General features: G+C 61.9%; 26 protein-coding genes and 1 pseudogene. 17 read left to right on the top strand and 10 right to left on the bottom strand.

What is annotated here, in order from left to right; genetic code table 11:
- Positions 1–56 precede the first annotated feature (56 nt).
- The 4 genes and pseudogenes from HX898_RS23165 to HX898_RS33300 form a co-directional block, all read left to right on the top strand.
- Positions 57–1,511, top strand: a complete 1,455-nt coding sequence (locus HX898_RS23165) for an efflux transporter outer membrane subunit (protein ID WP_180195863.1) — start codon at positions 57–59, stop codon at positions 1,509–1,511.
- Positions 1,512–1,664: 153 nt separating this feature from the next.
- Entirely contained in the window at positions 1,665–2,507 is an 843-nt protein-coding gene (locus tag HX898_RS23160; protein WP_180195862.1) for a DUF3313 domain-containing protein, read from the top strand.
- A gap of 76 nt (positions 2,508–2,583) precedes the next feature.
- Positions 2,584–2,940: a hypothetical protein gene (locus tag HX898_RS23155; protein ID WP_180195861.1), complete on the top strand. Its 357-nt coding sequence runs from the start codon at positions 2,584–2,586 to the stop codon at positions 2,938–2,940.
- A 174-nt stretch (positions 2,941–3,114) separates the two neighbouring features.
- A pseudogene (locus HX898_RS33300) lies at positions 3,115–3,279 on the top strand (BA14K family protein); the annotation flags it as partial.
- Between the two features lie 34 nt (positions 3,280–3,313).
- On the opposite strand, the gene HX898_RS23145 reads toward HX898_RS33300, so the two are convergent.
- From HX898_RS23145 to HX898_RS23125, 5 genes are read right to left on the bottom strand one after another with little or no spacing between them, the layout of a single operon-like run.
- Positions 3,314–4,150 carry a CoA ester lyase gene (locus tag HX898_RS23145; protein WP_180195859.1) on the bottom strand — a complete coding sequence of 279 codons (837 nt, stop codon included), beginning with the start codon at positions 4,148–4,150 and terminating at the stop codon, positions 3,314–3,316.
- The gene (locus tag HX898_RS23140) at positions 4,147–4,599 is read right to left on the bottom strand and encodes a MaoC family dehydratase (RefSeq protein WP_180195858.1); all 453 of its coding nucleotides are present in this window, start codon (positions 4,597–4,599) and stop codon (positions 4,147–4,149) included. Before HX898_RS23140 ends, HX898_RS23145 begins: the two co-directional genes overlap by 4 nt.
- The gene (locus HX898_RS23135) at positions 4,599–6,464 is read right to left on the bottom strand and encodes an acetyl/propionyl/methylcrotonyl-CoA carboxylase subunit alpha (RefSeq protein ID WP_180195857.1); all 1,866 of its coding nucleotides are present in this window, start codon (positions 6,462–6,464) and stop codon (positions 4,599–4,601) included. The genes HX898_RS23140 and HX898_RS23135 overlap by 1 nt, the downstream gene beginning before the upstream one ends.
- A gap of 7 nt (positions 6,465–6,471) precedes the next feature.
- A complete protein-coding gene (locus HX898_RS23130) occupies positions 6,472–8,082 on the bottom strand; it encodes a carboxyl transferase domain-containing protein (RefSeq protein WP_180195856.1) in 1,611 nt (536 codons plus the stop codon).
- Entirely contained in the window at positions 8,079–9,224 is a 1,146-nt protein-coding gene (locus HX898_RS23125) for an isovaleryl-CoA dehydrogenase (protein ID WP_180195855.1), read from the bottom strand. Before HX898_RS23125 ends, HX898_RS23130 begins: the two co-directional genes overlap by 4 nt.
- Positions 9,225–9,391: 167 nt before the next feature.
- Here HX898_RS23125 and HX898_RS23120 point away from each other — a divergent pair, with 167 nt between their 5' ends.
- Positions 9,392–9,652, top strand: a complete 261-nt coding sequence (locus HX898_RS23120) for a type II toxin-antitoxin system prevent-host-death family antitoxin (protein WP_011654326.1) — start codon at positions 9,392–9,394, stop codon at positions 9,650–9,652.
- Positions 9,642–10,061, top strand: a complete 420-nt coding sequence (locus HX898_RS23115; RefSeq protein ID WP_180195854.1) for a hypothetical protein — start codon at positions 9,642–9,644, stop codon at positions 10,059–10,061. The genes HX898_RS23120 and HX898_RS23115 overlap by 11 nt, the downstream gene beginning before the upstream one ends.
- On the opposite strand, the gene HX898_RS23110 is transcribed toward HX898_RS23115, so the two are convergent.
- Positions 10,035–11,120, bottom strand: coding sequence for an AraC family transcriptional regulator (locus HX898_RS23110; protein WP_180195853.1), 1,086 nt, complete (start codon positions 11,118–11,120; stop codon positions 10,035–10,037). The genes HX898_RS23115 and HX898_RS23110 overlap by 27 nt on opposite strands.
- Before the next feature lie 82 nt (positions 11,121–11,202).
- Between HX898_RS23110 and HX898_RS23105 the strand changes: the two genes are divergently transcribed.
- The 9 genes from HX898_RS23105 (at position 11,203) to HX898_RS23065 (ending at position 20,153) form a co-directional block, all read left to right on the top strand.
- The gene (locus HX898_RS23105) at positions 11,203–11,970 is read left to right on the top strand and encodes a 3-hydroxyacyl-CoA dehydrogenase (RefSeq protein ID WP_180195852.1); all 768 of its coding nucleotides are present in this window, start codon (positions 11,203–11,205) and stop codon (positions 11,968–11,970) included.
- A 23-nt stretch (positions 11,971–11,993) separates the two neighbouring features.
- Entirely contained in the window at positions 11,994–13,181 is a 1,188-nt protein-coding gene (locus HX898_RS23100) for an acetyl-CoA C-acyltransferase (protein WP_180195851.1), read from the top strand.
- 15 nt (positions 13,182–13,196) lie between these two features.
- Complete coding sequence (locus tag HX898_RS23095) at positions 13,197–14,324, top strand: acyl-CoA dehydrogenase family protein (protein WP_180195850.1); 1,128 nt, start codon at positions 13,197–13,199, stop codon at positions 14,322–14,324.
- Positions 14,325–14,388: 64 nt separating this feature from the next.
- Positions 14,389–15,621 carry a thiamine pyrophosphate-dependent enzyme gene (locus tag HX898_RS23090; protein WP_180195849.1) on the top strand — a complete coding sequence of 411 codons (1,233 nt, stop codon included), beginning with the start codon at positions 14,389–14,391 and terminating at the stop codon, positions 15,619–15,621.
- 1 nt (position 15,622) lies between these two features.
- Positions 15,623–16,636 carry an alpha-ketoacid dehydrogenase subunit beta gene (locus tag HX898_RS23085; RefSeq protein ID WP_180195848.1) on the top strand — a complete coding sequence of 338 codons (1,014 nt, stop codon included), beginning with the start codon at positions 15,623–15,625 and terminating at the stop codon, positions 16,634–16,636.
- Positions 16,637–16,639: 3 nt separating this feature from the next.
- Positions 16,640–17,869 (top strand): dihydrolipoamide acetyltransferase family protein, encoded by a 1,230-nt coding sequence (locus tag HX898_RS23080; RefSeq protein ID WP_180195847.1) that lies wholly within the window; start codon positions 16,640–16,642, stop codon positions 17,867–17,869.
- Between the two features lie 5 nt (positions 17,870–17,874).
- Complete coding sequence (gene lpdA, locus HX898_RS23075) at positions 17,875–19,272, top strand: dihydrolipoyl dehydrogenase (RefSeq protein WP_180195846.1); 1,398 nt, start codon at positions 17,875–17,877, stop codon at positions 19,270–19,272.
- Between the two features lie 46 nt (positions 19,273–19,318).
- Positions 19,319–19,534, top strand: coding sequence for a hypothetical protein (locus HX898_RS23070; RefSeq protein ID WP_180195810.1), 216 nt, complete (start codon positions 19,319–19,321; stop codon positions 19,532–19,534).
- A gap of 370 nt (positions 19,535–19,904) precedes the next feature.
- Positions 19,905–20,153, top strand: a complete 249-nt coding sequence (locus HX898_RS23065; protein WP_173883718.1) for a hypothetical protein — start codon at positions 19,905–19,907, stop codon at positions 20,151–20,153.
- A gap of 87 nt (positions 20,154–20,240) precedes the next feature.
- On the opposite strand, the gene rsgA is transcribed toward HX898_RS23065, so the two are convergent.
- The 4 genes from rsgA to HX898_RS33295 form a co-directional block, all read right to left on the bottom strand.
- Positions 20,241–21,293, bottom strand: a complete 1,053-nt coding sequence (gene rsgA, locus HX898_RS23060; RefSeq protein WP_180195845.1) for a ribosome small subunit-dependent GTPase A — start codon at positions 21,291–21,293, stop codon at positions 20,241–20,243.
- Positions 21,294–21,328: 35 nt separating this feature from the next.
- Positions 21,329–21,505 carry a hypothetical protein gene (locus tag HX898_RS23055; protein ID WP_018071841.1) on the bottom strand — a complete coding sequence of 59 codons (177 nt, stop codon included), beginning with the start codon at positions 21,503–21,505 and terminating at the stop codon, positions 21,329–21,331.
- A gap of 465 nt (positions 21,506–21,970) precedes the next feature.
- Positions 21,971–23,155, bottom strand: coding sequence for an MFS transporter (locus HX898_RS23050; protein ID WP_173883720.1), 1,185 nt, complete (start codon positions 23,153–23,155; stop codon positions 21,971–21,973).
- Positions 23,156–23,214: 59 nt separating this feature from the next.
- Positions 23,215–23,457 (bottom strand): hypothetical protein, encoded by a 243-nt coding sequence (locus HX898_RS33295; protein ID WP_246413423.1) that lies wholly within the window; start codon positions 23,455–23,457, stop codon positions 23,215–23,217.
- A gap of 285 nt (positions 23,458–23,742) precedes the next feature.
- On the opposite strand from HX898_RS33295, the gene HX898_RS23040 reads away from it, so the two are divergent.
- Positions 23,743–24,774 carry a substrate-binding domain-containing protein gene (locus HX898_RS23040; protein ID WP_138390076.1) on the top strand — a complete coding sequence of 344 codons (1,032 nt, stop codon included), beginning with the start codon at positions 23,743–23,745 and terminating at the stop codon, positions 24,772–24,774.
- A gap of 378 nt (positions 24,775–25,152) precedes the next feature.
- On the top strand, positions 25,153–26,466 hold the full coding sequence (locus HX898_RS23035) for an extracellular solute-binding protein (protein WP_180195844.1): 1,314 nt from the start codon (positions 25,153–25,155) through the stop codon (positions 26,464–26,466).
- Positions 26,467–26,542 lie beyond the last annotated feature (76 nt).

Below are 26,542 nucleotides of genomic sequence, written 5' to 3'. Positions count from 1 at the left end.
ATTAACGTTGGCGCCGCTAAGCCTGAACCCATGATCTCGGTTCAGAAAGCTCGCCAGTGAGTCCGTCGCTCTGCACGAAAATATCATCGCTCCGCTACGCCGCATCCGCCCTCACGCTGCTGCTCGCAGGCTGCGTCAGCGGGCCGGATCATGTTCCCCCTGAGATGCCGCTCCCCGCCAAATTCGCAGAGGGTGGCAGCAAGAGCAATGGTGGTGTCGTGACGGCAGAGTGGTGGACGGCCTATCGCGACAAGCGGCTCGACGGCCTGGTGGCCCATGGCCTCAGTGAGAACCTCGATGTGCTGCAGGCGCTCGAGAGCATCAACTCGGCTGCCGCCAATGTCACGGTTGCCGGCGCCGGCGGTCTGCCGAGTCTCAGTGTCGACGCATCGCACACGGTATCCGGCGAGAAGGGGCGGCTCCGCACGACGGTCGGCACCACCAACACGACAGCCGGCGGGGCCAGCCTTTCCTGGCTGCTCGACGTCTTCGGCCAGTATCGTCGCTCGAAGGAGAGCGCCATCGCCTCGCTGGGGGCCGCCTATGCGACGGCCGACAATGCAAGGCTCACCTTCCTGAAAGACCTGGTCGAGAGCTATATCGACGCCCGCTACTATCAGGAGCGCATCGCGCTTTCACAGGCGAGCTTGAAATCCCGCCAACAGACTTACGAACTCACGCAGCTGCAGCTCAAGGCAGGTGCCGCCTCCCGCCTCGACGTCGTTCAGGCCGAGGGTCTGGTACAGTCGACGAAGTCCGACATTCCCGGCCTCGAACAGAGCTTCACCGAATCGGCCCATCACATTGCCACTCTGCTCGGGATGCCGGCGGCCTCGCTGATGGGCGAGTTGCAGAAAAGCGCCGGCCAGCCGGTTTTCCGCGGCGACATTCGCGCCGGCATTCCGGCTGACCTCATCCGCAACCGTCCCGATATCCGCAAGGCCGAACGCGAGCTGGCGGCGGCTGTTGCCGATATCGGCACCGCAGAAGCCCAGCTCTATCCGTCGATCTCGCTCTCCGGTTCGATCTCGCCGAGCTGGGTCAAATCATCAGGCGCCAGCGGCGGAACTCTGACCAGCTGGTCTTTCGGGCCGACGCTCAACCTGCCGATCTTCGATGGCGGCAAATTGCGGGCGAATGTCGATCTCGAAAAATCCGATGCCAAGACCCAGTATCTCGCCTGGAAAGCGGCGGTGCTGAACGGGGTCGAAGAGGTGGAAAACGCGCTGTCGGCGGTTCGCCGCGACACGCAGACGCTGGAACCGCTGCGCAGGCAGGTGCAGACGGCGCAGGAATCGCTGGCACTGTCGACCACCAGTTACAAGGACGGCGCCTCGTCGCTGCTCGACGTCCTCGACGCGCAGCGTTCGGTCTCCGATGCCCAGGCAAGCTTAGCCGCCACCGTGCAGCAGGTCGCCAAGGATTATGTCGATCTCTACGTCGCCATCGGCGCCGGTTACCTCCCCCAAGAAGAGCCGATCGCCTCGAAACGAGCGGCGAAATCGGGCTGATCGGCCGTCCAATCACCTCGCGGCGGCACCGGTCAAACGGAGCCTGCTGCCCTTATATTTCAATATTTTACCCAACTTTACACTGGCTTTACCGCCATTAGCGCTGGCCTCGCTAAAAGCTGAATCCATGATCCCGGTTCAGAAGATTCGCCGATGACTTCCAATATCCGACCAGCAGAAGTGCCAACGCGGGCGGCACTCTGCGCCGTCCTCCTCGCTTTGCTCTCCTCCTGCACGAACGTACCCCTGCAGCAGGGCACTTCCCTCGGCTCTTATGCGGGAATGGCGACGTCGGGCGGCTCTCTGACCAAAGCAAAATTGCGGGTGAATTCGCCGGCGGTTCTTGCCGCGCAAACGGTACGCATCGCTCCGACGAAGGTGGAGAATGCCGGCGGCGGTTCTTTCGACGCCAAGGACCTGGCGCTCCTGACCAACGCCGTCGACCGGGCGCTGTGCATGAGCCTCATCGACCGCTTCAAGGTCGTGGGTCCAAGCCAGCCGGCGGATCTCGTCGTCCATGCGACCGTCACCGACATCATCGCGACGAACCGTGCGGTCGCCGCGACCTCCACCGTCGCCACGCTCGGCGCTTCGGTGGCAATGGTTCCAATCCCGAGGATTCCGATCGGTCTCGGCGGCTTGTCGGTGGAAGCCGAAGCTGTCGGCCAGGACGGTACGCAGCAGGCGGCGATGATCTGGTCGCGTGGCGCGAACATGCTGACGACAAAGGCACGGATATCCTCGGTCGGGGATGCCTATTCCCTGTCATCTGCATTCGGCGTCGATTTCAGCCGCATGCTGGTCAAAGGTCAGGACCCGTTCAAGGAAACGTCGTCCATCCGATTGATGCAAAAGATCAAGGCTTCATTCGGCAGCGACCCGAAATACCAGGCCTGCAAGGCCTTCGGGCCTGTGCCCGGCATCAAAGGGGCGGTCGCCGGTCAGCTCGGTCTGCCGCCGAGCTGGAGCGACAAGGGCGCGGCGGTCTCTCACTAGCAGCCAGGCGGCGGTCATCAATCATGCGCGGCATGGCGGCTGCGACATTTCAAAAACCAGCAGAAAGGACATCGACATGAAGACATATCCACGGCTTGCGGGGGCATTGATCGCAGCGCTTGCGGCGAGCCCGGCATTCTCAGCGCAGGAACCGTTCCTGCCGTCCGAGAAGGCAGCCGCGATCCTCGCCGATGGGGCGCCCTGGTCGGCACTGGCGCCGGATGGCAAGGCCCTCAAAGTCACCCTGGCGAAGGACGGCACCGGAAGCATTCGCGGTCCGATGCCGTTTGCGCTCTCCATCACCTGGACGGTCAAGGACGATGCGATGTGCATATCTGGCAAGATGGGCACGCACTGCCTTCGATTCCGCTCGGTTCCCGGAGGGCTTCAGGGTTGGGACGGCGACAAGCCGGATCTGAAGTTCAGCCGTTGACGGCAGGGAGTACCTTTCAGAGATACGCCGCAACATGAGGACTTTTCGATGAAATATTTGCTGACCTTCGCCACGGTCTCGTTGCTTCTGGCAGCGCAATCGGCTGTCATGGCACAAGTTCCGCCGCCCATCCCCTTGCTTCCCGGCCCTCCGGGGCCACCACGCGTTGTCATGCCGCCACCGCCCGATGCTCCTGCGCCATCGGAGGAATATTCGAATGAATATGACGGGAGACATTATGCTTTGTGCGCGCGCCGGTACCGGTCGTATTCAGCCTATGACAATAGCTTTCAGCCCTCTCGGGGACCGCGCAGGCAATGTTATTCCCCCTATGATTGAGCCGGCGTCCTTTCGAGCCTGCCGGAGCGGTTGTCTAACGTCCGGCGGCCTTCAGGATGCGGAGGGCGAGCTTGTAATGCGGCAAATCCAGCATGCGTCCGTCAAGCTGGATGACGCCGGTGTCCGGCCTGGCGTCAAAGGCGGCGGCGACTTTCTCTGCCCAGGCGATCTCGAAAGCCTCAGGCGTGAAGGCGTGGTTGATCACCTCGACCTGGCTTGGATGGATGGCCATCATGCCGGAAAAGCCGTCGCGCCGGGCACGGCCGACATAGGCCCTGAGACCGTTGAGATCGTGGAAATCGGGATAGACGGTGTCGATGGCCGGAACGGCGGTGGCGTGCGCCGCAAATAGAGTCAGCGAGCGGGCAAGCTCGAAAGGCGGCGTATAACGGCCATCCGTCCTGCGCGCGGTCGCAGCCCCCATCGCGGCGGGCAGATCCTCGGCCCCCCAGGTCAGGCCGCAAAGGTTCGCCGCGACCTCCCGGTAGCTGCCGATTTCGAAGATCGCGGATGGTGTTTCGGTTGCGATCGGCAAAATGGGGATTTCAGATGCAAGAGAGCCTGCGAGCTTCAGCACGGAAGCCGCACCCTCGGCCTTCGGCAGCATGATCGCGAAAGGATGAAGGCCGCTCAGAGCGGCAAGGTCGTCTTCGAATTCCGGGGAGGCGAGGGGATTGATGCGGATCAGCAGATGGGTTTCGCCTGCATGGCGCAGAACGAAGTCATGGATGGCCTCGCGGGCTCGTGGCTTGTTGGCGGGCGCAACCGAATCTTCCAGATCGAGAATGACCGCATCGGCGCCCGAGGCGAGCGCCTTTTCGAAACGCTCCGGCCGGTCGCCGGGCACGAAGAGCAGCGAGCGCAGCTTCATGACGGCTTCACCTTCAGCATCGCCATGCGCAGGCACTGGCAGACGGTCTCGCCGCGCTGGTTGAGGGTGATATGCCGGAAAGTGACGATGCCGGCATCGGGGCGGGAGTTCGAGCGACGCAGTTCCGTCACCTCCGTTTCCACCCGCAGCGTGTCACCGATGAAAACCGGCTTCGGCATCGTCACCTTGTCGTAACCGAGATTGGCGACGAGCGTGCCGAGTGTGGTGTCGCCGACCGAAAGGCCGACGGTCAGCGCAAAGGTGAAGGTGCCGTTGACGACGATCCGGCCGAATTCGGTGCCGGCCGCATAGTCGGCATCGAGATGCAGCGGCTGCGGATTGTGGGAAAGCGTCGTAAACAGCAGGTTGTCGGTCTCGGTGACCGTGCGGCGGATCTCGTGGGCGATGCGGTCGCCGACCGTCCATTCGTCGAAATAGCGGCCGGCCATCAGTCCTGCTCCTTCATGACGGTGACGACCAGCTGGTTTTCCGAGACCCTGGTGCCGGTGGAAACCTGCAGTTTTCCGATAATGCCGTCGAAGGGCGCGCGCAGCGAATGCTCCATTTTCATCGCTTCCACCGTCAGCAGGCGGTCCCCCTTGGCGACATGATCGCCTTCGGCGACATCCACCGAAATGACGAGGCCGGGCATGGGCGACAGGATCGCGCCATCGCCTGGCCCATGGTTTGCTTCGACCTCGCTCGCGGCGGGCAGGCCGATCGGCCAGGCATTGCCAGCGTCGAAAAGCACCATCGTTTCGTCCATCTCAAAGGCATTTGCTTCGAGGTCCGCGCGCGCCCGTCCCCAATAGAGGTGACCGTCGATGCGCACGCGCACCCGGTTGTCGTTTGGCCCGGCGATGCGAAAACCGGTCAGCACCGACCAGGGATCATCATCCGTGCCCTTCGAGAGCGCGGTGGCCGCTCTGTCGATGGCCGTTGTATCCGGCTCCGTTGCCACAAGGCTGTTGCCATGGCGGTCGAGAAAGCCGGTATCGATCCGGGCGGCGCGAAAATCCGGATCGACGGCGATGCGGGCGAGAAGACCGGCATTGGATCGGACCGGCCAGATCTCGATCTCCTCGCAGGCGGTTGCGAGCTTCGAAAGTGCGGCCTCGCGGGTCGCCCCATGCGCAATGATCTTGGCGATCATCGGATCGTAGAAGGCGGTGATCTCATCGCCCTGTTCGACGCCGCTATCGACGCGGACCGTTTGCGGCAGGCTGAGATGGTCGAGCCGGCCGGTCGAGGGCAGATAGCCGGCAGCGGGGTTTTCGGCATAGAGCCGGGCTTCGAAGGCCCAGCCGTTCATGACGATCTCGTCCTGCGTTTTCGGCAGTGGCTCGCCGCTTGCGACCTTCAGCTGCCAGAGCACGAGATCTTCGCCTGATATCGCTTCGGTAACGGGATGCTCCACCTGCAGCCGCGTATTCATCTCCATGAACCAGATCCGGTCGGGATGCAGGCCCTCCGAGGCATCGGCGATGAATTCGATGGTGCCGGCGCCGACATAATTGACCGCTCTTGCTGCCTTCACTGCCGCATCGCAGATCGCAGCGCGGGTGGCGGCATCGAGACCAGGGGCGGGAGCCTCCTCGATGACCTTCTGGTGACGGCGCTGCAGTGAGCAATCGCGTTCGAAGAGATGCACGCAATTTCCGAGCTGATCGGCGAAAACCTGCACCTCGATATGGCGCGGATTGGCGATATAGCGTTCGATCAGAACGCGGTCGTCGCCGAAGGCGGCGGTTGCCTCACGCATGCAGGAGGCCAGAAGTTCGGCGAATTCTTGCGGACGGTCGACGCGGCGCATGCCCTTGCCGCCGCCGCCGGCGACCGCCTTTATGAGCACGGGATAACCGATGTTTTCCGCCTCGGCCGCCAGCCTCTCTTCGCTCTGGTCCGCGCCTATATAGCCGGGGGTTACGGGCACGCCGGCCGCCTGCATCAATTCCTTCGCCGCGTCCTTGAGCCCCATCGCCCGGATGGCCGCCGGGGGCGCGCCGACCCAGAGGATGCCGGCCTTTTCCACCGCTTCGGCAAATCCGGCATTTTCCGAAAGGAAACCGTAGCCGGGATGGATCGCAGCAGCGCCGGTTTTCCGGGCGGCATCGAGGATGCGTTCCTGCGAGAGATAACTTTCGCGGGCCGGCGAGGGGCCGATGGCGATCGCCTCGTCCGCCTCCGTTACGAAGGGCAGGCCGGCATCGGCTTCGGAATAGACGGCGATCGTGCGGATGCCGAGCATCTTGGCGGTGCGGATGATGCGGCGGGCGATTTCACCCCTGTTGGCAATGAGAAGGCTTTCCATCATCGCCGCCTCACATCCTGAACAGGCCGAAGCGCGTCCCTCTAGGGATCGGCGCATTCAGGCAGGCGGAAAAGGCAAGGCCCAGCACATCCCGGGTCTGCCGCGGATCGATGATGCCGTCGTCCCAGAGGCGGGCGGTGGCATAATAGGGATTGCCCTCGGCCTCGTAGCCGGCGCGGATCGGCGCCTTGAAGGCCTCCTCCTGTTCAATAAGCCAATTCTCACCGCGCGCCTCCATGGAGTCCCGGCGGATGGTGGCGAGCACCGAGGCCGCCTGTTCGCCGCCCATCACGCTGATACGGCTGTTCGGCCAGGTGAAGAGGAAGCGCGGGCGATAAGCGCGGCCGCACATGCCGTAATTGCCGGCGCCGAAGCTGCCGCCGATGATGACGGTGACCTTCGGCACGCTCGCGGTCGCAACCGCCGTCACCAGCTTTGCCCCATCCTTGGCGATGCCGCCGGCCTCATAGCGGCCGCCGACCATGAAGCCGGAGATGTTTTGCAGGAAAAGCAAAGGTATGCGGCGCTGGCAGGCGAGCTCGATGAAATGGGCGCCCTTCAGCGCGCTTTCGGAAAACAGCACGCCGTTATTGGCGATGACGGCGACCGGCATGCCCCAGATACGGGCGAAGCCGCAGACCAGCGTGGTGCCGTAGAGCGGTTTGAACTCGTGCAGTTCCGAGCCATCGACTATCCGGCCGATGACCTCACGCACATCATAGGGCGAGCGCACGTCATCCGGGATGAGGCCGCAGAGATCTTCGGGATCGAGTTTCGGCGGCCGCGGCGGCTTGAGGTCGATATCGACTGATTTGATGCTGTTGAGGCTGGCGACGATATCGCGGACGAGCAGCAGCGCATGTTCGTCATTTTCCGCGACGTGATCGACGACGCCGGAGCGGCGGCCATGGGTCTCGGCGCCGCCGAGCTCTTCGGCCGAAATGATCTCGCCGGTCGCGGCTTTGACCAGCGGCGGGCCGGCGAGGAAGATCGTGCCCTGATTGCGCACGATCACCGTTTCGTCGGACATGGCGGGCACATAGGCGCCACCGGCGGTGCAGCTTCCCATGACGCAGGCGATCTGCGGAATGCCTTCGGCCGACATCTGCGCCTGGTTGTAGAAGATCGCGCCGAAATGATCGCGGTCGGGAAAGACTTCGGCCTGATGCGGAAGATTGGCGCCGCCGCTATCGACCAGATAGAGGCAGGGCAGCCGGTTCTGCAGGGCGATCTCCTGCGCCCGCAGATGTTTCTTCACCGTCAGCGGGTAATAGGCGCCGCCCTTTACCGTCGCGTCATTGGCGACGATCATCACTTCGCGGCCGGAAACGCGGCCGATGCCTGATATGATGCCGGCCCCTGGTGCTTCGTCATCATACATGCCGTTGGCCGCCAGCGTGCCGATCTCCAGGAACGGACTGCCGGCATCAAGCAAAAGCTGAATGCGGTCGCGCGGCAGGAGCTTGCCCTTGCCGGTATGGCGCTCGCGCGCCGTTTGCGATCCGCCCTCGCGCGCTTTCGCCGTGCGGTCTTGGAGCTCGTCGATAAGGGCCTTGTTCTTGCCGGCATTGGCTTTGAAGCTGTCGCTATTGCGGTCGATCGCAGTCGAAATCACCGTCATGATGCGATGAGCTCCCGGCCGATCAGATAGCGGCGGATCTCATTGGTGCCGGCGCCGATATCGTAGAGCTTGGCGTCGCGCAAATAGCGTTCGACCGGCCATTCCTTGGTATAGCCGGCGCCGCCGAGCGCCTGGATCGCTTCCAGCGAGACCTTCACGGCATTTTCGCTGGCAAAGAGGATCGCAGCAGCTGCATCGGTGCGCGTCGCGCGGCCGGCATCGCAGGCACGGGCGACGGAATAGACATAGGCGCGCGCCGAATTCAGCGCGACATACATGTCGGCGATCTTGCCCTGCATCAGCTGGAAATCGCCGATCGCTTTGCCGAACTGCTTGCGATCGCGAACATAGGGCAGCACAACGTCGAGGCAGGCCTGCATGATGCCGAGCGGTCCGGCGGCAAGCACGGCGCGCTCGTAATCAAGGCCGGACATCAGGATCTTCACACCTTCTCCCTCCCGGCCCATCAGCGCCTCGGCCGGCACCGCGCAATCCTCAAAGACCAGTTCAGCCGTATCGCTGCCGCGCATGCCGAGCTTGGAGAGTTTCTTGGAGACGCTGAAGCCCGGCAGACCTTTTTCGATGATCAAGGCTGAAATGCCTTTCGGGCCGGCTGCGGGATCGGTCTTGGCATAAACGACCAGCACGTCGGCATGCGGTGCATTGGTGATCCAGAACTTGGTGCCGTTCAGAATATAGCGATCGCCTTTTTTCTCGGCACGCAACCGCATGGAGACGACATCGGAGCCGGCGCCGACCTCCGACATGGCGAGCGAGCCGACATGTTCGCCGGAGATCAGCTTCGGCAGATAGCGGCGCTTTTGTTCCGGCGAGGCCCAGCGGCGGATCTGGTTGACGCAGAGATTGGAATGGGCGCCGTAACTGAGCCCCACGGAGGCCGAGGCGCGCGAAACTTCCTCCATGGCGACGACATGATCGAGATAACCGAGACCGGCGCCACCGAATTCTTCCTCGACGGTGATCCCATGCAGGCCGAGCGCACCCATCTCGGGCCAGAGCTGGCGTGGAAACATGTTGCTTTCGTCGATCTCCGCAGCCAGCGGAGCAATATGATCGGCGGCAAACCGCGCCGTCGTTTCACGGATCGCGTCCGCGGTTTCTCCGAGCGAAAAATCAAACATGGCACTCCTCCCGCTGAAATATGTAGCGCGGGTTGCTGCGGGGTCAAAGTGCCCTTGAATGATGCGGGTGGAGAGCGTTGCGAATTCTTGTCGAGGGCGCGTGAGCGCCATTTTCTTGAAAAGATGGAAAATATGGAATATATGGAAATTAAACCGGAGAGATAATCATGCGACAGTTCACGACAGGTGATCTCAATAAACAGATTGGTGATGTCACCGATGTTGCCAGTCGCGAGCCGGTTATTCTCACCCGCCACAACAAGCCACGTTTCGTGCTGATGAGCTATGAGCACTACCAGCGGATGCGCAGCGGCGGGGACCCGCGTCGTGCGCATCACATTTCGGAGATGCCGGACGAGCATGCCGAATTGTTCGACGAGGCGATTGAGCGGCTGGCGCGCGGGGAAAGCTACGACGATGAACCATGAGTTTCGTCCCGGCGAGGTGATAACTTATCCCTATCTCTGGGCATGGCAACAGCAACGTAGTGAGACCGAGGGGCGCAAACAGCGCTCAGTCTGTGTCGTCATCGCGATCCGCAGTGCGAGCGATGGAAACACCCATCTCGTCCTTCTGGCAATCACCACACAGTCGCCGGAAGTGGGAAGGGTTGCGCTGGAAATTCCCGATATCGAACGCCGGCGCGCCGGTCTCGGTGATCTCAAACAGAGTTGGATCGTCGTCGACGAATACAATTACGATATCGTCGAGCGATCCTGGTACATCGAGCCTCATCAGGCGGTCCTTGGTCGCTTCAGCAAGTCCTTCATGATGAAGATTGCCGCCATGTTCGCGAAAGCGCGTGGCCAGTCAGGGCGGGTCAACCGATTCGCCTGACATGCCCTCGATTTCCGCTCCGTCCCGCCGGAAAGCCTCGGGGCTCTTGCCCATCCATTTGCGGAAGGCGCGGAAGAAGGCGCTCGGCTCGGAATAGCCGAGCTGAACGGCAATCTCGCCGATGGTCTTCGGTGTAGCCAGCAGCAGTTCGACGGCGAGGTCGCGGCGGATGTCGTCCTTGATGGCGGCGTAGCTTTGTCCCTCGTCGTGCAGGCGGTGGCGTAGCGTGGAGGGCGGCATGCGCATGTCGGCGGCGAGCTCGGCGAAGCTCCGCCACATAGCAGGTGTTGCCTGGTTCAAGCGCCGGCGCACAGTGGCGGCGACGCCGGCATCGTAACGGTAGCGCACCAAGATATTGGCAGGCGCACCGCGCAGGAACTGTTTGAGCGCCTGTTCGCTGCGTGAAATCGGCAGGTCGAGCATGGCGCTGTCGAAGCCGAGGCGGCTGATCGGTTGGGAGAAGCGTACCGGCGCGCCGAAAAAAAGCCGATAGTCGGCGCCTTGTTTGGGCTCGGCGCAGCGGAAATCGACGAGGCGGATCGGAATGCGCCGGCCGACCAGCCAGCAGATGATGCCGTGCAGGATGATCCAATAGGTGCGGTAGGCGAAGGCCGAACGCGGGCCGCCGGCGTCGCTGAGCTCGACCTCCGCCAGACCGTCGCGGATGACGAGCTGTCCCCTGGGATCGTCGAGCACGACATCGAGGAAGCGCAGCGCCCGACGGAGCGCTTGACCCAGCGTCGGCGCATGCAGCACGGAGTGGCAGAGCAGCGTGAAGCTGCCGCTGCGCATCGGCCTTGCGCCCATGCCGAAGAATTCATCGTCGAGCTCGGCGGCGATCGCCAGCCAGAGCGCGCCATAGGTCTCTGCCGAAACCGGCTGATCGACCGGGGATGCCAGACCGACGCGCGCAAGGATCGGCGCCGTCGGCTTGCCGAGCCGTCGCAGGCTGTCGAGTGCCTCCTCCACGAAGCCCGGCGCGATCATGCGTCGCTCGATCTCGGCCATTCTATCCTCGCTATGGCAAAACTGGCCGAAATAATGGAGCAGTTCTGTCATCGCTTGCAATAGGTGGAGCGAATAGAATCGTATCCGTCGGTTGCGCTTGGAGGAATGGCGCGGCCGGCGGGGAGGAATATTCATGCTGATCCCAGGTGCAAGTTTCATCGTGACCGGCGGCGGCTCCGGTCTCGGAGCGGCAACGGCACGTATGATCGTGGAAGCCGGCGGGCGGGTGACGGTCGCCGACCTCAACGTGGAAGCCGGTGAGGAAATTGTCCGGGAATTCGGGAGCGATGCCCGTTTCGTCAAGGCTGACGTGACGGATGGCGAGGAAGCAGCCGCAGTGATCGCTGCAGCCCTCGAAGCCTTCGGGGACTTACGCGGCTTGGTGAATTGCGCCGGCGTGGCGCCGGCCGAAAAAGTGATCGGCCGCGACGGGCCGCATCGGCTCGAAAGTTTTGCACGCACGGTCGGGATCAATCTCATCGGCACGTTCAACATGATCCGCCTGGCCGCCGCGGCGATCGAGAAGACGGAGCCGGATGCGGAAGGCGAACGCGGCGTGATCGTCAATACGGCCTCGGTTGCCGCCTTCGACGGCCAGATCGGCCAGGCAGCCTATGCCGCCTCCAAGGGCGGGGTGGCGGCGATGACCTTGCCGATCGCCCGCGAGCTTGCCCGCCATGGCATTCGCGTCGTCGCGATTGCGCCCGGTATTTTCGAGACGCCGATGATGGCTGATATGCCGGCCGAGGTTCAGGCGGCACTCGGCAAGAGCGTGCCCTTTCCGCCGCGGCTCGGCCGGCCAGCGGAATTTGCCGGGCTGGTACGTCATATCTTTGAAAACAACATGCTGAACGGCGAGGTCATCCGCCTCGACGGCGCATTGCGGATGGGCGCGCGTTGAGCGCGTCGCCCCAAGGAGGAAAGATGGTTTTGCAGGATCCCATCGTCATCGTCGGTGCAGCGCGCACCCCGATCGGCAGCTTTCAGGGAGAGCTGAAGGACGCCACCGCACCCGAGCTTGGAGCAACGGCGATCCGGGCGGCACTCCAGCGCAGCGGTGTCGAGGCCGAGGCGATCGAAGAGGTCGTCTTCGGCTGCGTGCTGCCCGCCGGCCAGGGCCAAGCGCCGGCGCGCCAGGCGGCGATCCATGCCGGGCTGCCTTTTGCGACCGCGGCGAGCACCGTCAACAAGATGTGCGGCTCGGGCATGAAGGCGGTGATGATGGCGCATGATCTGATCGCCGCGGGCAGTGGCTCGATAGCCGTCGCGGGCGGCATGGAAAGCATGACCAATGCGCCCTATCTCCTTGACAAGGCCCGCGGCGGCTACAGGCTCGGCCATGGGCGTGTCGTGGATCACATGTTCCTCGACGGGCTGGAGGATGCTTATGACAAGGGGCGCTTGATGGGCAGCTTCGCGGAGGATTGCGCCGAGGCCTATCAGTTCACGCGCGAGGCGCAGGATGCCTATGCGATCGCCTCGCTGACGCGGGCGCAGAAGGCGATCGCGGAAGGCTGTTTCGAAAGCGAGATCGTGCCGGTCACGGTGAAATCCGGTAAATCAGAGCAGGTGGCGAGCCGCGACGAACAGCCGGGCAAGGCGAAGCTCGACAAGATCCCGACGCTGAAGCCGGCCTTCCGTGACGGCGGCACGGTGACGGCTGCCAATTCCAGCTCGATTTCCGATGGCGCGGCAGCCGTGGTGCTGATGCGCCGCTCCGAGGCGGAACATCGCGGCCTCAAGCCGCTTGCCACTATCCTTGGCCATGCCACGCATTCTCAGGCACCCAATCTTTTCGCCACCGCACCGATCGGCGCTCTGCAGAAGCTGTCCGACCGTACCGGCTTGGCGCTCTCGGAGGTCGATCTCTTCGAAATCAACGAGGCCTTTGCCGTCGTCGCCATGGCGGCGATGCGCGATCTCAACCTGCCGCATGAGAAGGTCAATGTGCATGGCGGCGCCTGCGCGCTCGGCCATCCCATAGGCGCATCGGGAGCCCGCATCCTGGTAACACTGCTTGCGGCGCTGGAGCGCTACGACCTGAAGCGCGGCATGGCCGCGCTCTGCATCGGTGGCGGCGAGGCGACGGCAGTCGCCATCGAGCGGCAATAGGGAAGGGGAAAACAGATGATCCTTTCCGACCTCCAGCAGCAGATCTCAGATCTCGCCCGCGATTTTGCCCGCGACCGGCTGGCGCCGGGAGCGGCCAAACGCGACCGGGAACATCTCTTTCCGCGCGAGGAGTTGAAGGAGATGGGCGAACTCGGGCTGCTCGGCATGCTGGTGCCGGAAGCCTATGGCGGCTCGGACACCGGCGTGGTCGCCTATGCCGCGGCACTGGAGGAAATTGCCGCTGGCGACGGGCCTTGTTCGACGATCATGAGCGTGCACAGCTCCGTCGGCTGTGTGCCGATCCTGAAATTCGGCACCGAGGAGCAGCGGCAGCGCTTCCTGCCGAAGCTGGCAAATGGTGAATGGATCGGCGGCTTCGCACTGACCGAGCCACAGGCCGGTTCCGATGCTTCCAACCTCAAGACCAAGGCGCGGCGTGACGGCGATCACTACGTGCTCGACGGCGCCAAGCAGTTCATCACTTCGGGAAAGAACGGCAATGTCATCATCGTCTTCGCCGTGACCGATCCTGATGCCGGCAAGAAGGGCATTACCGCCTTCATCGTGCCGACGGACACGCCGGGCTACGAGGTGATCCGGGTCGAGGAAAAGCTCGGACTGCATTCCACCGATACCTGCCAGATCGCCTTCAACAACATGCGCATTCCTGCGGATTTGAGGCTGGGTGCGGAAGGCGAAGGCTACCGTATCGCGCTCGCCAATCTCGAGGGCGGACGGATCGGCATTGCCGCGCAGGCGGTCGGCATGGCGCGGGCGGCCTTCGAGGCGGCGCGTGACTACGCCAAGGAGCGTACGGCCTTCGGCAAGCCGATTTTCGAACATCAGGCCGTGGCCTTCCGCCTTGCCGATATGGCGGTGCGGATCGAGGCGGCGCGCCAGCTCGTCTTTCACGCGGCTTCCCTCAGGGAGGCGGAGCTTCCCTGCCTGTCGGAAGCCTCGATGGCGAAGCTCTTTGCCTCCGAGATGGCCGAGCGCGTCTGCTCCGACGCGATCCAGATCCATGGCGGTTATGGCTACATGGCCGATTATCCGGTCGAGCGCATCTACCGCGACGTGCGCATCTGCCAGATCTATGAAGGAACGAGCGACGTGCAGCGCATGGTGATCGCCCGCAATCTATAGGAATGACATCCGGTCCGCTTCCGGGGAGGGAGGGCAGGACCGGAAAAGGGAGGAACGAAAAAACATGGTGGATTCCGCTCGTTTGAGCCTGCACGTCCCCGAACCCGCCGTCCGTCCGGGCGGCCAGCCTGATTTTTCCAACGTCAAGATTGCCAAGGCCGGCTCGGTGCCGCGGCCGGAGGCGGATGTCGCATCGGAGGACATCCGCGACCTTGCCTATTCGATCATCCGCGTTTTGAACCGCGACGGCGAGGCGGTCGGCCCCTGGGCAGGCTCGCTTTCCGATGAGGAATTGCTGACCGGGCTGCGCAACATGATGAAACTGCGGGCCTTCGACGCCCGCATGCTGATGGCGCAGCGGCAGGGCAAGACCTCCTTCTATATGCAGCATCTCGGCGAGGAAGCCGTCAGTTGCGCCTTTCGCAAGGCGCTCGAGAAGGGAGACATGAATTTCCCGACCTATCGCCAGGCGGGCCTGCTGATTGCCGACGACTATCCTATGGTCGAGATGATGAACCAGATCTACTCGAACGAGAGCGATCCCCTCCGCGGCCGGCAACTGCCGATCATGTATTCCTCCAAGGAGCACGGCTTCTTCACCATCTCGGGCAATCTCGCCACCCAATATGTGCAGGCCGTCGGCTGGGCGATGGCCTCGGCGATCAAGAACGACAGCCGCATTGCCGCGGCCTGGATCGGCGATGGATCGACGGCGGAATCGGATTTCCATTCTGCGCTCGTCTTCGCCTCGACCTATAAGGCGCCCGTCATCCTCAACATCGTCAACAATCAGTGGGCGATCTCCACCTTCCAGGGCATCGCCCGCGGCGGCTCCGGCACCTTCGCTGCCCGCGGCCTCGGCTTCGGCATTCCGGCGTTGCGGGTCGACGGAAACGACTATCTCGCCGTCCACGCCGTCGCCCGCTGGGCGGCGGAGCGCGCGCGGCGCAATCTCGGCCCGACGCTGATCGAATATGTGACCTATCGCGTCGGCGCGCATTCGACCTCGGACGATCCGAGCGCCTATCGGCCGAAGACGGAATCGGAGGTCTGGCCGCTCGGCGATCCGGTGCTGCGGCTGAAGAAACATCTGATCGTCAAGGGTGTTTGGTCGGAAGAGCGGCATGTGCAGGCGGAAGCCGAAATCATGGACGAGGTGATCGAGGCGCAGCGCCAGGCCGAGACGCATGGCACGCTGCATGCCGGCGGCAGGCCTTCGGTGCGCGACATTTTCGAGGGCGTCTATGCCGAGATGCCGCCGCATATCCGCCGCCAGCGGCAGAAGGCGGGGTACTGACATGGCCAGAATGACGATGATCGAGGCGGTGCGCAGCGCCATGGACGTCTCGATGGCGCGCGACGATAATGTCGTCGTTTTCGGCGAAGACGTCGGCTATTTCGGCGGCGTCTTTCGCTCGACGCAGGGCCTGCAGGCAAAATACGGCAGGACGCGCTGCTTCGATACGCCGATCAGCGAATCCGGCATCGTCGGCACGGCGATCGGCATGGCGGCCTATGGGCTGAAGCCCTGCGTCGAAATCCAGTTCGCCGATTACATGTATCCGGCCTATGACCAGCTGACGCAGGAGGCGGCGCGCATCCGCTACCGTTCCAACGGCGATTTCACCTGCCCGATCGTCGTGCGCATGCCCACAGGCGGCGGCATCTTCGGCGGCCAGACGCACAGCCAGAGCCCGGAGGCGCTTTTCACCCATGTCTGCGGGCTGAAGGTGATCGTCCCTTCCAATCCCTATGACGCCAAAGGCCTGCTGATCGCGGCGATCGAGGATCCTGATCCCGTCATGTTCCTGGAGCCGAAGCGGCTCTATAACGGCCCCTTCGACGGCCATCACGAGCGGCCGGTGACGCCCTGGTCGAAACACGACCTCGGCGAGGTGCCCGATGGCCACTACACCATCCCGATCGGCAAGGCCGAAGTGCGGCGCGCGGGATCGGCGGTGACGGTGGTTGCCTATGGCACCATGGTGCATGTGGCGCTTGCCGCAGCCGAGGATGCCGGCGTCGATGCCGAGGTGATCGATTTGAGAAGCCTGCTGCCGCTCGATCTCGATACGATCGTCAAATCGGTCTCGAAGACCGGACGTTGCGTCGTCGTGCATGAGGCAACACTGACATCCGGCTTCGGCGCCGAGGTCGCAGCACTGGTACAGGAACATTGCTTCTATCATCTCGAAGCGCCGGTCGTGCGTGTTGCCGGCTGGGACACGCCCTATCCGCATGCGCAGGAGTGGGACTATTTCCCCGGTCCCGGCCGTGTCGGGCGGGCGCTTGCCGAAGTCATGGAGGCCTGAGCTGTGGGCGAATTCATCATCAAGATGCCGGATGTCGGGGAGGGGGTCGCCGAGGCCGAGATTGTGGAATGGCTCGTGAAGACGGGAGATCCCGTCCGCGAGGACATGGTGATCGCCGCCGTCATGACCGACAAGGCCACCGTGGAAATTCCGTCTCCCGTCAATGGCACCGTCACCTGGCTTGCCGGCGAGGTCGGAGACCGCATCGCGGTCAAGGCCCCGCTGGTACGGATCGAGACGGCGGGAGATGTCGGCGAGGCGCAGCCCGTAGGGATTTCGCAGACGCCGATTGCCGAAACGCTCACGGCCGAGATTGCAAAACCTGCTCCGGCAACGCCAACTCCTGCGCCGGCGCCGGCGGAAAAGCCGCTTGCCGCTCCCTCGGTGCGGCTCTTCGCCAGGGAAAGCGGTGTCGATCTCAGGCAGGTGCAGGCGACCGGACCGGCCGGGCGCATCCTGCGCGAGGATATCGAGCAATTCCTAGGCCATGGGACCGCGCCTGCAACGGCAAAGAACGGCTTTGCCAGGAAGACAGCGACCGAGGAGATCAAGCTGACTGGTCTGCGCCGCCGCATTGCCGAGAAGATGGTGCTTTCCGCCTCGCGCATCCCCCACATCACCTATGTGGAGGAAGTGGATATGTCCGCGCTCGAGGAGTTGCGCGCCACCATGAACGGCGATCGCAGGCCTGATCATCCGAAGCTGACGGTTCTGCCCTTCCTGATGCGGGCTCTGGTCAAGGCCATCTCCGAGCAGCCTGACGTCAACGCCACTTTCGACGACGATGCCGGCATCATCACGCGCTATAGTGCCGTGCATATCGCCATCGCCACGCAGACGCCGGCCGGTCTGACTGTGCCGGTGGTGCGGCATGCCGAAGCCCGCGGCATCTGGGATTGCGCCGCCGAGATGAACCGGCTGGCGGAAGCGGCGCGATCGGGTACTGCGACACGCGATGAGCTTTCCGGGTCCACCATCACCATCAGCTCGCTCGGAGCGCTCGGTGGTATCGTCTCGACACCCATCATCAATCATCCTGAGGTGGCGATCGTCGGCGTCAACAAGATCGCCACACGACCGGTCTGGGACGGCACGCAGTTCGTGCCGCGCAAGATGATGAACCTCTCCTCCAGCTTCGATCATCGCATCATCGACGGCTGGGATGCGGCAAACTTCGTGCAGCGCATCCGCACGCTGCTCGAAACGCCGGCGCTCATTTTTATCGAAAGCTGAGATCCATGAAAGAGATCGCCTGCAAGCTCCTCGTCATCGGCGCCGGTCCGGGCGGTTATGTCTGCGCCATTCGCGCCGGGCAGCTCGGCATCGATACTGTTATCGTCGAGGCCGGCAAGCCGGGCGGCACCTGCCTGACGGTCGGCTGCATTCCCTCCAAGGCGTTGATCCATGCGGCTGAGGAATTCGAGGCGACGCAAAAGATGCTTGCCGGCAAGAACCCGATGGGCATCCGCGTCGAAGGCGCCTCGATCGATCTTGGCAGGACGATTGCCTGGAAGGACGGGATCGTCGGCCGGCTGACGGGTGGCGTCTCGGGCCTGCTGCAGAAGGCGCGCGTCAAGATTGTCCACGGGCGAGCCCACTTCCGCGACGGCAAGACGGTGGAGGTGGAGACGGAAACCGGCCAGCAGATCATCCGCGCCGAAACCGTGGTCATTGCCACCGGTTCCGATCCGGTGGAGCTTGCCAATCTGCCTTTCGGCGGCCGGGTCATTTCCTCGACGGAGGCGCTGTCGCTGACGGAACTGCCGAAAAAACTCGTCGTGGTCGGCGGCGGTTATATCGGGCTGGAGCTCGGGACCGCCTTTGCCAAGATGGGGTCTGATGTGACGGTTGTCGAGGCGACGCTACAGGTGCTGCCGCTATATGATGCCGAGCTGGTGCGGCCCGTCATCCGCAAGCTGACCGAAGGCGGTATCCGGGTGTTGACGGGTGCGAAGGCGATCGGCCTTGCCGATAATGGGGAGGCATTGATCGTCGAAACGGCTGATGGCCGGCGAGAGACCCTGCCGGCGGACCGCATCCTCGTCACCGTCGGCCGCCGCCCAAGAACCGCAGGATCCGGTCTCGAAGAGCTCGATCTCGATCGTGCCGGCCCTTATCTGAGGATCGACGACCGTTGCCGCACGTCGATGCGCGGCATCTATGCGATCGGCGATGTGACCGGCGAGCCGATGCTTGCCCATCGGGCCATGGCGCAAGGGGAGATGGTGGCGGAAATCATCGCCGGAAAGAAGCGGGCCTGGGACAAACGATGCATTCCCGCCATCTGCTTCACCGATCCGGAGATCGTTAGCGCCGGGCTGTCGCCGGCCGAGGCGAAGGCGCAAGGCTATGAAATCCGCACCGGCCAGTTTCCGTTCAGCGCCAACGGACGGGCAATGACGATGCTGTCCGAAGAAGGCTTCGTGCGCGTCGTGGCCCGCGCCGATACTAATCTCGTGCTCGGCCTGCAGGCGGTGGGAGCCGGGGTCTCCGAGCTCTCGGCGGCTTTTGCTTTGGCCATCGAGATGGGTGCGCGCCTGGAAGACATCGCCGGCACCATCCATGCGCATCCGACCCGCAGCGAAGCGGTGATGGAGGCGGCGCTGAAAGCTCTGGGAAGCGCCCTGCATATCTGAGCCGAAGCCTGAGACCGTGGCCATCCGAACGGTGAGGCGCTCCGGGATGATTGCAGCGCGTCTCTTTCCGGCTTCCTTGCCGGCGCAGCAAGGAAGTCTGTGTGGCAATGGCGAGTTGCCATCAGCGGCGGATATCGATGGCTTGGCTTGGCATTTTCTCGGCGTTTTGCAGGCTGCAATGAACCTGCCACAGGCAGGCGCGAGCGGCCTCGTGCTGCGGCGCGTCATCGACTTCGGGATGTCGGCATGGCCGCTGAAATAGCAGATGTGGGGAATGCACGGGAGCGAGCTTCGTGACAGATCATAGCGGTTTCAGGAAGCAGGCTTCTGGGAATCTGCGTCTTGATAACCATCATGAGAAATTGGCTCGTTTCACCTCTCAATTTACTGGGTGGGCCAAGAGTTCTTATCCCATCAAGAGCGCTAAACGGGCGGCCCGGCCTCGGCTGAGTCGAGCGATTGACAACGATCGCTTCGAGTCTTTCTCGCAACACCTAAGCGGGAACTGTGATCTTGGACGGATTTGGCTGGATTAGAGCGATTCAGTTGCGGTATCCGTAGGACTGCGAAGCGATTTGCGCGAGCGGGACAGCTAGAGACAGCACGTCCGCATCTCCTAAAGCAGGACCTTGATGAACGCGGATATGATAGCCGCCTGGGCGGTGGAAAATGGATTCCATGCGATGGATTCCGGGAATTATCGTCGCCATGACAATGCAGGCGTGATCACGATCGAGATAAAGAGGATGTCATTCCTCCTCATCGATGAGAGGCAAGGATTGCGACCGCGCCTCATATCGCGGTTGTTCAAAGACATATCCCTCACAAGCGGGAGCGATCGCTTGCAGGGTCTTCTTCTTGACCGCAATCCCACTCATTGAGCGCTGACGCTGTCACCACAGGCCAGCCAATTCAGGTGGCGGATTGTGGCTGACGCCGATCAGCACCGTCGCAAACGTTCAACACTTTCAATATTTCTTCTTGCGAACGATCTTGTTGCCGCGGGGTCCGCTCACGACCGGTGTTCGGTCGCGGTTTTCTGCAAGCAGGTTCCGCCAGCGTTCCAGGCGATCGGCGAGCAGGGCGCCGCTTGCGACGGCTGCCTGAACCGCGCATCCCGGTTCATGGGCATGGGTGCAATCGCGAAAGCGGCAAAGCGGCGCCAGTTCAGTTATTTCAGCAAAGAGGGTGTCTATACCGTCGGCAACATCACTCACGTAAAGCGTTCTTATTCCCGGCGTATCGATGACCCAGCCACCGCCTGAAATTGCATGCAGGGATCGCGCCGTGGTGGTGTGTCGGCCCTGCGCGTCGTATTCGCGGATGGTGCCCGTCTTTTGCTTTATGTCAGATTCTGGCCCAGTCATGGTGTTCACCAGTGTTGATTTTCCGACACCAGAAGACCCCACCAACGCAACCGTTTGGCCAACGCCGCACCAGGGCCTCAACAGGGAAACGGCGTCCGCGGAGCGCCCATTCAAGGCAATGACAGGCAGGTCACGCTGCAAAGCCTCGGCTTGCGCCTGGAACATGCCGGCATCTTCCGCGGTGTCGGCCTTCGTCAGCACAATCACCGGATTGCTCCCGGCCTGGTTGGCCATGATCAGGTAACGTTCCAGCCGAGCAAGATTAAAATCGGCATTGCACGAGGTCACGATCAACAGGGTGTCGACGTTGGCGGCAACAAGTTGCTGGCCACGTCCGCCTTCCGGGCGTCGTTGAAAGACGCTTTTTCGGTCGAGACGTCTGATAAGCATGTCAGTCAGTGGATCGGCAAGAACCCAGTCGCCCACCGCGTAGTCACCAGTACTGGTATTGGCTGGAAATTCCAGTCCGACCGGCCCGGTGACATCGATTGCCTCGATGCGTGCCCGGTGAACTGAAGCGATGCGTCTGGGGATCAAGCCCGCTTCGCTGGGCTGGACCTGGTCCGCGAAGAATTCAGACCACCCAAGCAGTTCCAGCGGTGAAGAAAGTTGGGAGCTGGTCAAATCTTGTTCCACTTTCAGTAAGGCTGCCATAAGGGGTTTTTGAATGATCTTCCGCGGCGTTTCGCCTAGCTGCGTGGATGATCCCGTTTTGGCAACGAGGTTGCGTAAGCAGCAGCTTCTCCGGGGTAGGGGAAATCGTCCCCGAGCTGACGGTCGCCATCGTAGACTTTGAAGCTAGGCCCCTCAACTTCAACGATCTTATAACCATTCACGTATTCGATCTTCGGTGTTTTCCAGCCCATCAAAAGCTCTCCATTCCGGTCCGAGGGTTGTCTCTGACATGGTGCCAAGACCTCATACACAGCGGTCTATGACCTATCAGGTGCTTCACGATTAGCCAACGCCGGTTCGATCCCGTTCAAGACCACCGTTCGTCTGCAAATTCGGCGAAGAGTCATCGCCAGGCTGGTTTATAGGTGATCAATGGGGCACAATGGTGAGGGCGATCGCCTGACCGACGTGGTCGAGCCCGCCGGCTCAGATAGCTTTGCCGTCAACAAACTCGACGGCAAGCAAGTGGCCTCGCGCCTGCGACCGCAATTCCCTCGACCAGACGCGCGACTGACCTTCAATCTCGCAAGGCGATCTATTTCGACCTGCAGTGCCAGCCGTATTGCATAGGGAGAGCACCGAGCAGGCCGTTAATACGTGCTCGTTCGGGGTTTCGCCGAACCAATCGCGCGGCCAAAAACCGGCAGCACAATCCGTTACCCGTTGACGCTCCGAGCAGTCGCAGCGCTACCGCCGCCGGCAGCCCGGAGCGTAGCAAGCGCCTTGGCCGAGAAGAGCGCGTAAATGATCAGCGGAAGACAGACGAGATAGGATGTCCGGATGCCAGCATGTTCGGCAATGAAACCGAGCAGCGGCGGCGCCAGGAAGAAGACGACAAAGCTCATCTGGCCGAGGGCGGCGACGTTGAGATACGCCGCGCGATCTGTGCGTTGGGCCGCCGCCGAAACGGCGAGAGGATAGACCGCGCTGCAGCCGGCGCCCATCAAGGCAAAGCCCGCCAGCGCGACATAGGGATGCGGCGCCCCCGACACGGCGCAGATGCCGATCGCCGAAAGAACAAGCAACATCGTGGCGACGGCCCGTGCGCCAAACCGATCGACCAGCGGATCGACGAACAGGCGCGCCAGCGCCATGCAGAAGGTAAAGAGCGTCAATCCCAATCCGCCAATGAAGGGCTCGACCGAAAACACATCGCGCATATAGATCGCCGACCAGTCGATCCCGGCACCTTCGACGAGAAAGGCCGCGATGCCGATCACGCAGAGCGGCATTAGGCCCCAGGTGGGAAGCGCTACCAGCGGTGCCTTGCCTTCATGCAACGCGATCCGCGCCGGCGCATTCCGCATGCCGGAAATCGCCCAGATGCCGATGACAAGAACCGTGACAAAGGTGGCGGCGAGATGGAGTTCCATCGAAATGCCCGCTTGGCGGACGACCGATGAGACAAGCGCCGTGACGAAGAAGCCGAGGCTCCAGAAACCATGCGCCCTGTTCATCACGCCGCGTCCTAGCTGCGCTTCGATGCGGTCGATCTCAACATTGAGATTGATCTCCAGCGCCCCGGCGAGCAGCCCCTCAACGAAGAGCACACAGAACACGACCGGCGCCGCACCGATCCACGGCACCAGCGACAGCAGCGCAGACGTGCCGAGAACAGTAATGAATGCCGTCGTACGCGCGCCGAGCCGGGCGATCAAGGGCGAAGATAAAGTCAACGAAATCAAGGCGCCGATCGCAGCCCCTATCAGCGTTAACCCAAGCTCGGACTTATTGACGCCAAGCGCAACCTGCAAATCCGGCATCCTCGACAGCAGCGCCCCCAGCGACACAGCGAAGAGAAAGAAGCAGGCATAGATCCGCTGCTGCGGCGCGATTTTCATGATGCAACTCCGGGGATTGACGCGTCGAAGCAGAGCACGCGCGTATGGACCTGTGATGTCTATCTCACAGGGCCCAAGATCGAAACTTGTTTCTGAGGGAATGTGTCGGAGAAAGTGATCTTGGGAACCGGCGCGATTTGCCTAGCGCGGTGACGTGCGCGTGCCGTTTGATCGAGCTTGCCGCCGTGAACGGCGTCTGCATCATATCCTTTGTCCGCAAGCATCTTTCGCGGACGGGTGACGGGAATAGCAAGAAGTTGAGGGACTGCCTTGTAATCAGAAACCTCGCCACCTGTTCGGATGAAGCCAAGAGGGCGACCTTGACCGTCTGCGCGGGCATGGATTTTTGTCGTAAAGCCGCCGAGTGATCAACCAACAGCCTCCTTATCAGTCCCCTTTTGCGCCAGCAGCCTGAGAATGGCCCGGTATGAGCGTGCTATCGATCATGTGCTGCCAGTCGTCGGTTAAGCCAAGCTCCACAAGTGTCTCAGCACGGCAACGGTAGCGGAGCTAATTCTTGATTGGACAGCCAGCTCCGATTACGAGTCCGATGACGACTTGCAATGAAAAGGTAGCGATGTCACCGAATGAACCAGCAAAAGCCTAGAGCAACGCTACGAACCGTTGCCCAGCACCTCGGCATTTCCGTTACCACCGTGAGCCGAGCGCTCAAAGACGGGCCTGAAGTGAATCAGGAGACGATCGATCGCGTCAAGCGCGCGGCTGACAAGCTCGGGTATAGACCCAACACAGGTGGGGTCAATCTTCGCACAGGGCGCTCCCAATCGATCGCAATGGTGCTTTCATTCGAACGACAGGAGCAGCTTAATATCGTGACGGCGTCACTGCTCGTTGGCATCTCCACGGCCATGAAAGCGAGAGGCTATCGCACCGGTATCGTTCCTCATCTGCAACACGACGATCCGCTTGACATCGTCCGCAATCTGGCCCGCGAGGGTTCGGTTGATGGAGTGATCATCACGCATACGCGTCCCCAGGATGAGCGGGTAAAATATTTGCTCGAGATCGGGATGCCCTTTGTCACGTTTGGCCGGACTGAACTCCTGAGCGCCCACCCGTATGTCGACCTCGACCACGAGCAGATCGGCGCCGACGCGGCAAGATTACTGCTAGACAACGGACATCCGAACCCCTTGCTTTTCGCGCCGTCGAGCCAATTCAGCTACAGCCTGCAATTCGTGAAAGGCTGGACGAAGACCTTCAACGCCCGCAACCTGACCGTGCCCGATGAATTGATCCATTTTTCGGCGACGACGCCGCAGAGCGGCGTCGATATGGCGCGGGAGGTATTGCTCCGTCATCCAGAGTCGACAGGCGCCTTTGTCGCGTCTGACGAGGCAGGGCTTGGATTCATCACCGCCATGCAGCAGGCGGGCCGGCAGATCGGTAAGGATTTCGGCCTTATCACGTACGGCGGCGCGAGGTTACATGACTTTCTGAGCCCGCCGACGAGTGCATTCTATTACCCGCATGCTGGCATTGCAGACCTGCTTTCCGAAATGCTGGCCCGCGCGATCGATGGCGAAGATTACGCGCAACTACGCCGCGTGGTCCCTGGCGAATTTGTTGATCACGGCAGCCATATCCTCAATCCATGATCTTCCGTAACGTTATGGATGGAGCTTTCATGGTCGAACATGAAATGGCTCCAAACAAAGCCTTTTCGGTTGACAAACAACTGATGATCGCTATTCGTAACGTTACGGATAACGTCGAGCCACTTCGACGCTAGCCGAAAATGGCCAAAAGGTCGGCGGCAATTGTCTTGAGGAGAACGTGCCGCCTGCTACCGGTGTCTGAGCCGTGGGAATTGGTGCCGCAGTGTTGCTGGACGCAGCGGAGCATCGAACAAAATTTATGAATTGGGATCCCGCAGCGAGCCGATACGGCCTCGTTTCGGGAAGGAGAAATCGACTGCCGCGCGGGATCACCCGTCGGCTTGAGAGGAGGACCTTATGAACTGCACAATGAACAATTTGGCCCGCAGCGCATCGTCGCTACTGCTTGCTACGGCAATAAGCCTTGCTACTACTGCGATCGCACACGCGGATGTAACCTTGACGGCGATGTTCCCCTTCACCAAGGTGGACCCGGATTACGCTCGACTTCAGGAAACCTATGAACGGTTTCACGCTGCAAATCCTGACATCACGATCAATTTCGACTATCTCGATCACGATGCATATCATAACAAGATGCAGGCCCTTGCGATCTCGGGTAACTTGCCTGACATTCTCACGCTTTGGCCCGGAAAGCGCACCGGCTACCTCACGGGCCGCGGCTACGCCAAGGATCTTCGCGACCTGATCAAGCGCGATGGCGTTGACAAGCTCTTGCGCCCTGTGTCTACCCAGGCACAGGCGGCCACGGGCGAAGTTTACGAGATCGGCGTGCCCTTCGTAAACTTCACCAATGTGGTCTACGTGAACCGCAAGCTGTTGAACGAGGTCAAGCTCGACTATCCGAAGACGCTCGGCGAAATGATCGGGCAATCCAAGGCGATCCGCGCTGCGGGATATCGTCCGGCCGTCTTCGGCGATCAATCGAGCTGGGTGCTGCAGTCCTGCCTGCTGTCGGTCATGGTCGGTCGCATGGGCACACCTGAATGGTTTGCCAATGTCCTTAAAGGCGCCGATGGTGCAGCCTTCACGGATGCGCCTTTCGTTGGCGCGCTCAAGAAAATTCGCGAAATGGTCGACGCCGGCTTCATCGATCCCAGTGAGCCGTCCACGACACGCGAACAGGCGCTCTCCGCGTTCGTGAGCGGACGCAGCGTCTACTTTATCGGCGGCATCTGGGAGGTTGTGAACCTCACTTCGGCCTTGCCGCCCGAAATGAAGGCGGACGTCGAAATCCGTGCGCTTCCAGAGATCGAAGGCGCGGCCCTCGCCAATTCCGACTCTTCCTCCGGTCAGCCCTCCACAGGGTTCGGCATGTCCGCCAAACTCGACGACGAGAAGAGTGAAGCGGCATGGAAGTGGATCAAGTTCAATCTTGATCCATCGAATAAGGACATCGATGTCAAATACGGGATGCTGCCGATCTACGCGCAAGACGTGGGTGTCGGCGACATGCTGATCGATCCGTTGGCAAAGAAGAGCTACGCCTTTTCGTCGTCCATCGTCCATGTGCTGCCGGTTCTTGATGATCGCCTGGACGCCGAAGGGGTGATGCAGGTCGTCAATGCCGGATTGCAGGAGCTTGTTCTAGGTTCGGTCACGCCGGAGGAACTTGCTGCGAAATACGAAGCTTGGGTCGCTGCGAACGACAGCAACCGAAAGACCAAGTAGTCACCCGAGTGAACTCCCAAGCAGCCGTGGGAATGCTCCCGCCAGGACAATTGGCGGGAGCATCCCAGAAAACCTA

Origin of the sequence: Rhizobium sp. WYCCWR 11128, from assembly GCF_013416305.1 — a bacterium.
Lineage (GTDB): Bacteria > Pseudomonadota > Alphaproteobacteria > Rhizobiales > Rhizobiaceae > Rhizobium > Rhizobium indicum.
This window is presented reverse-complemented; position numbering and strand designations above follow the sequence as displayed.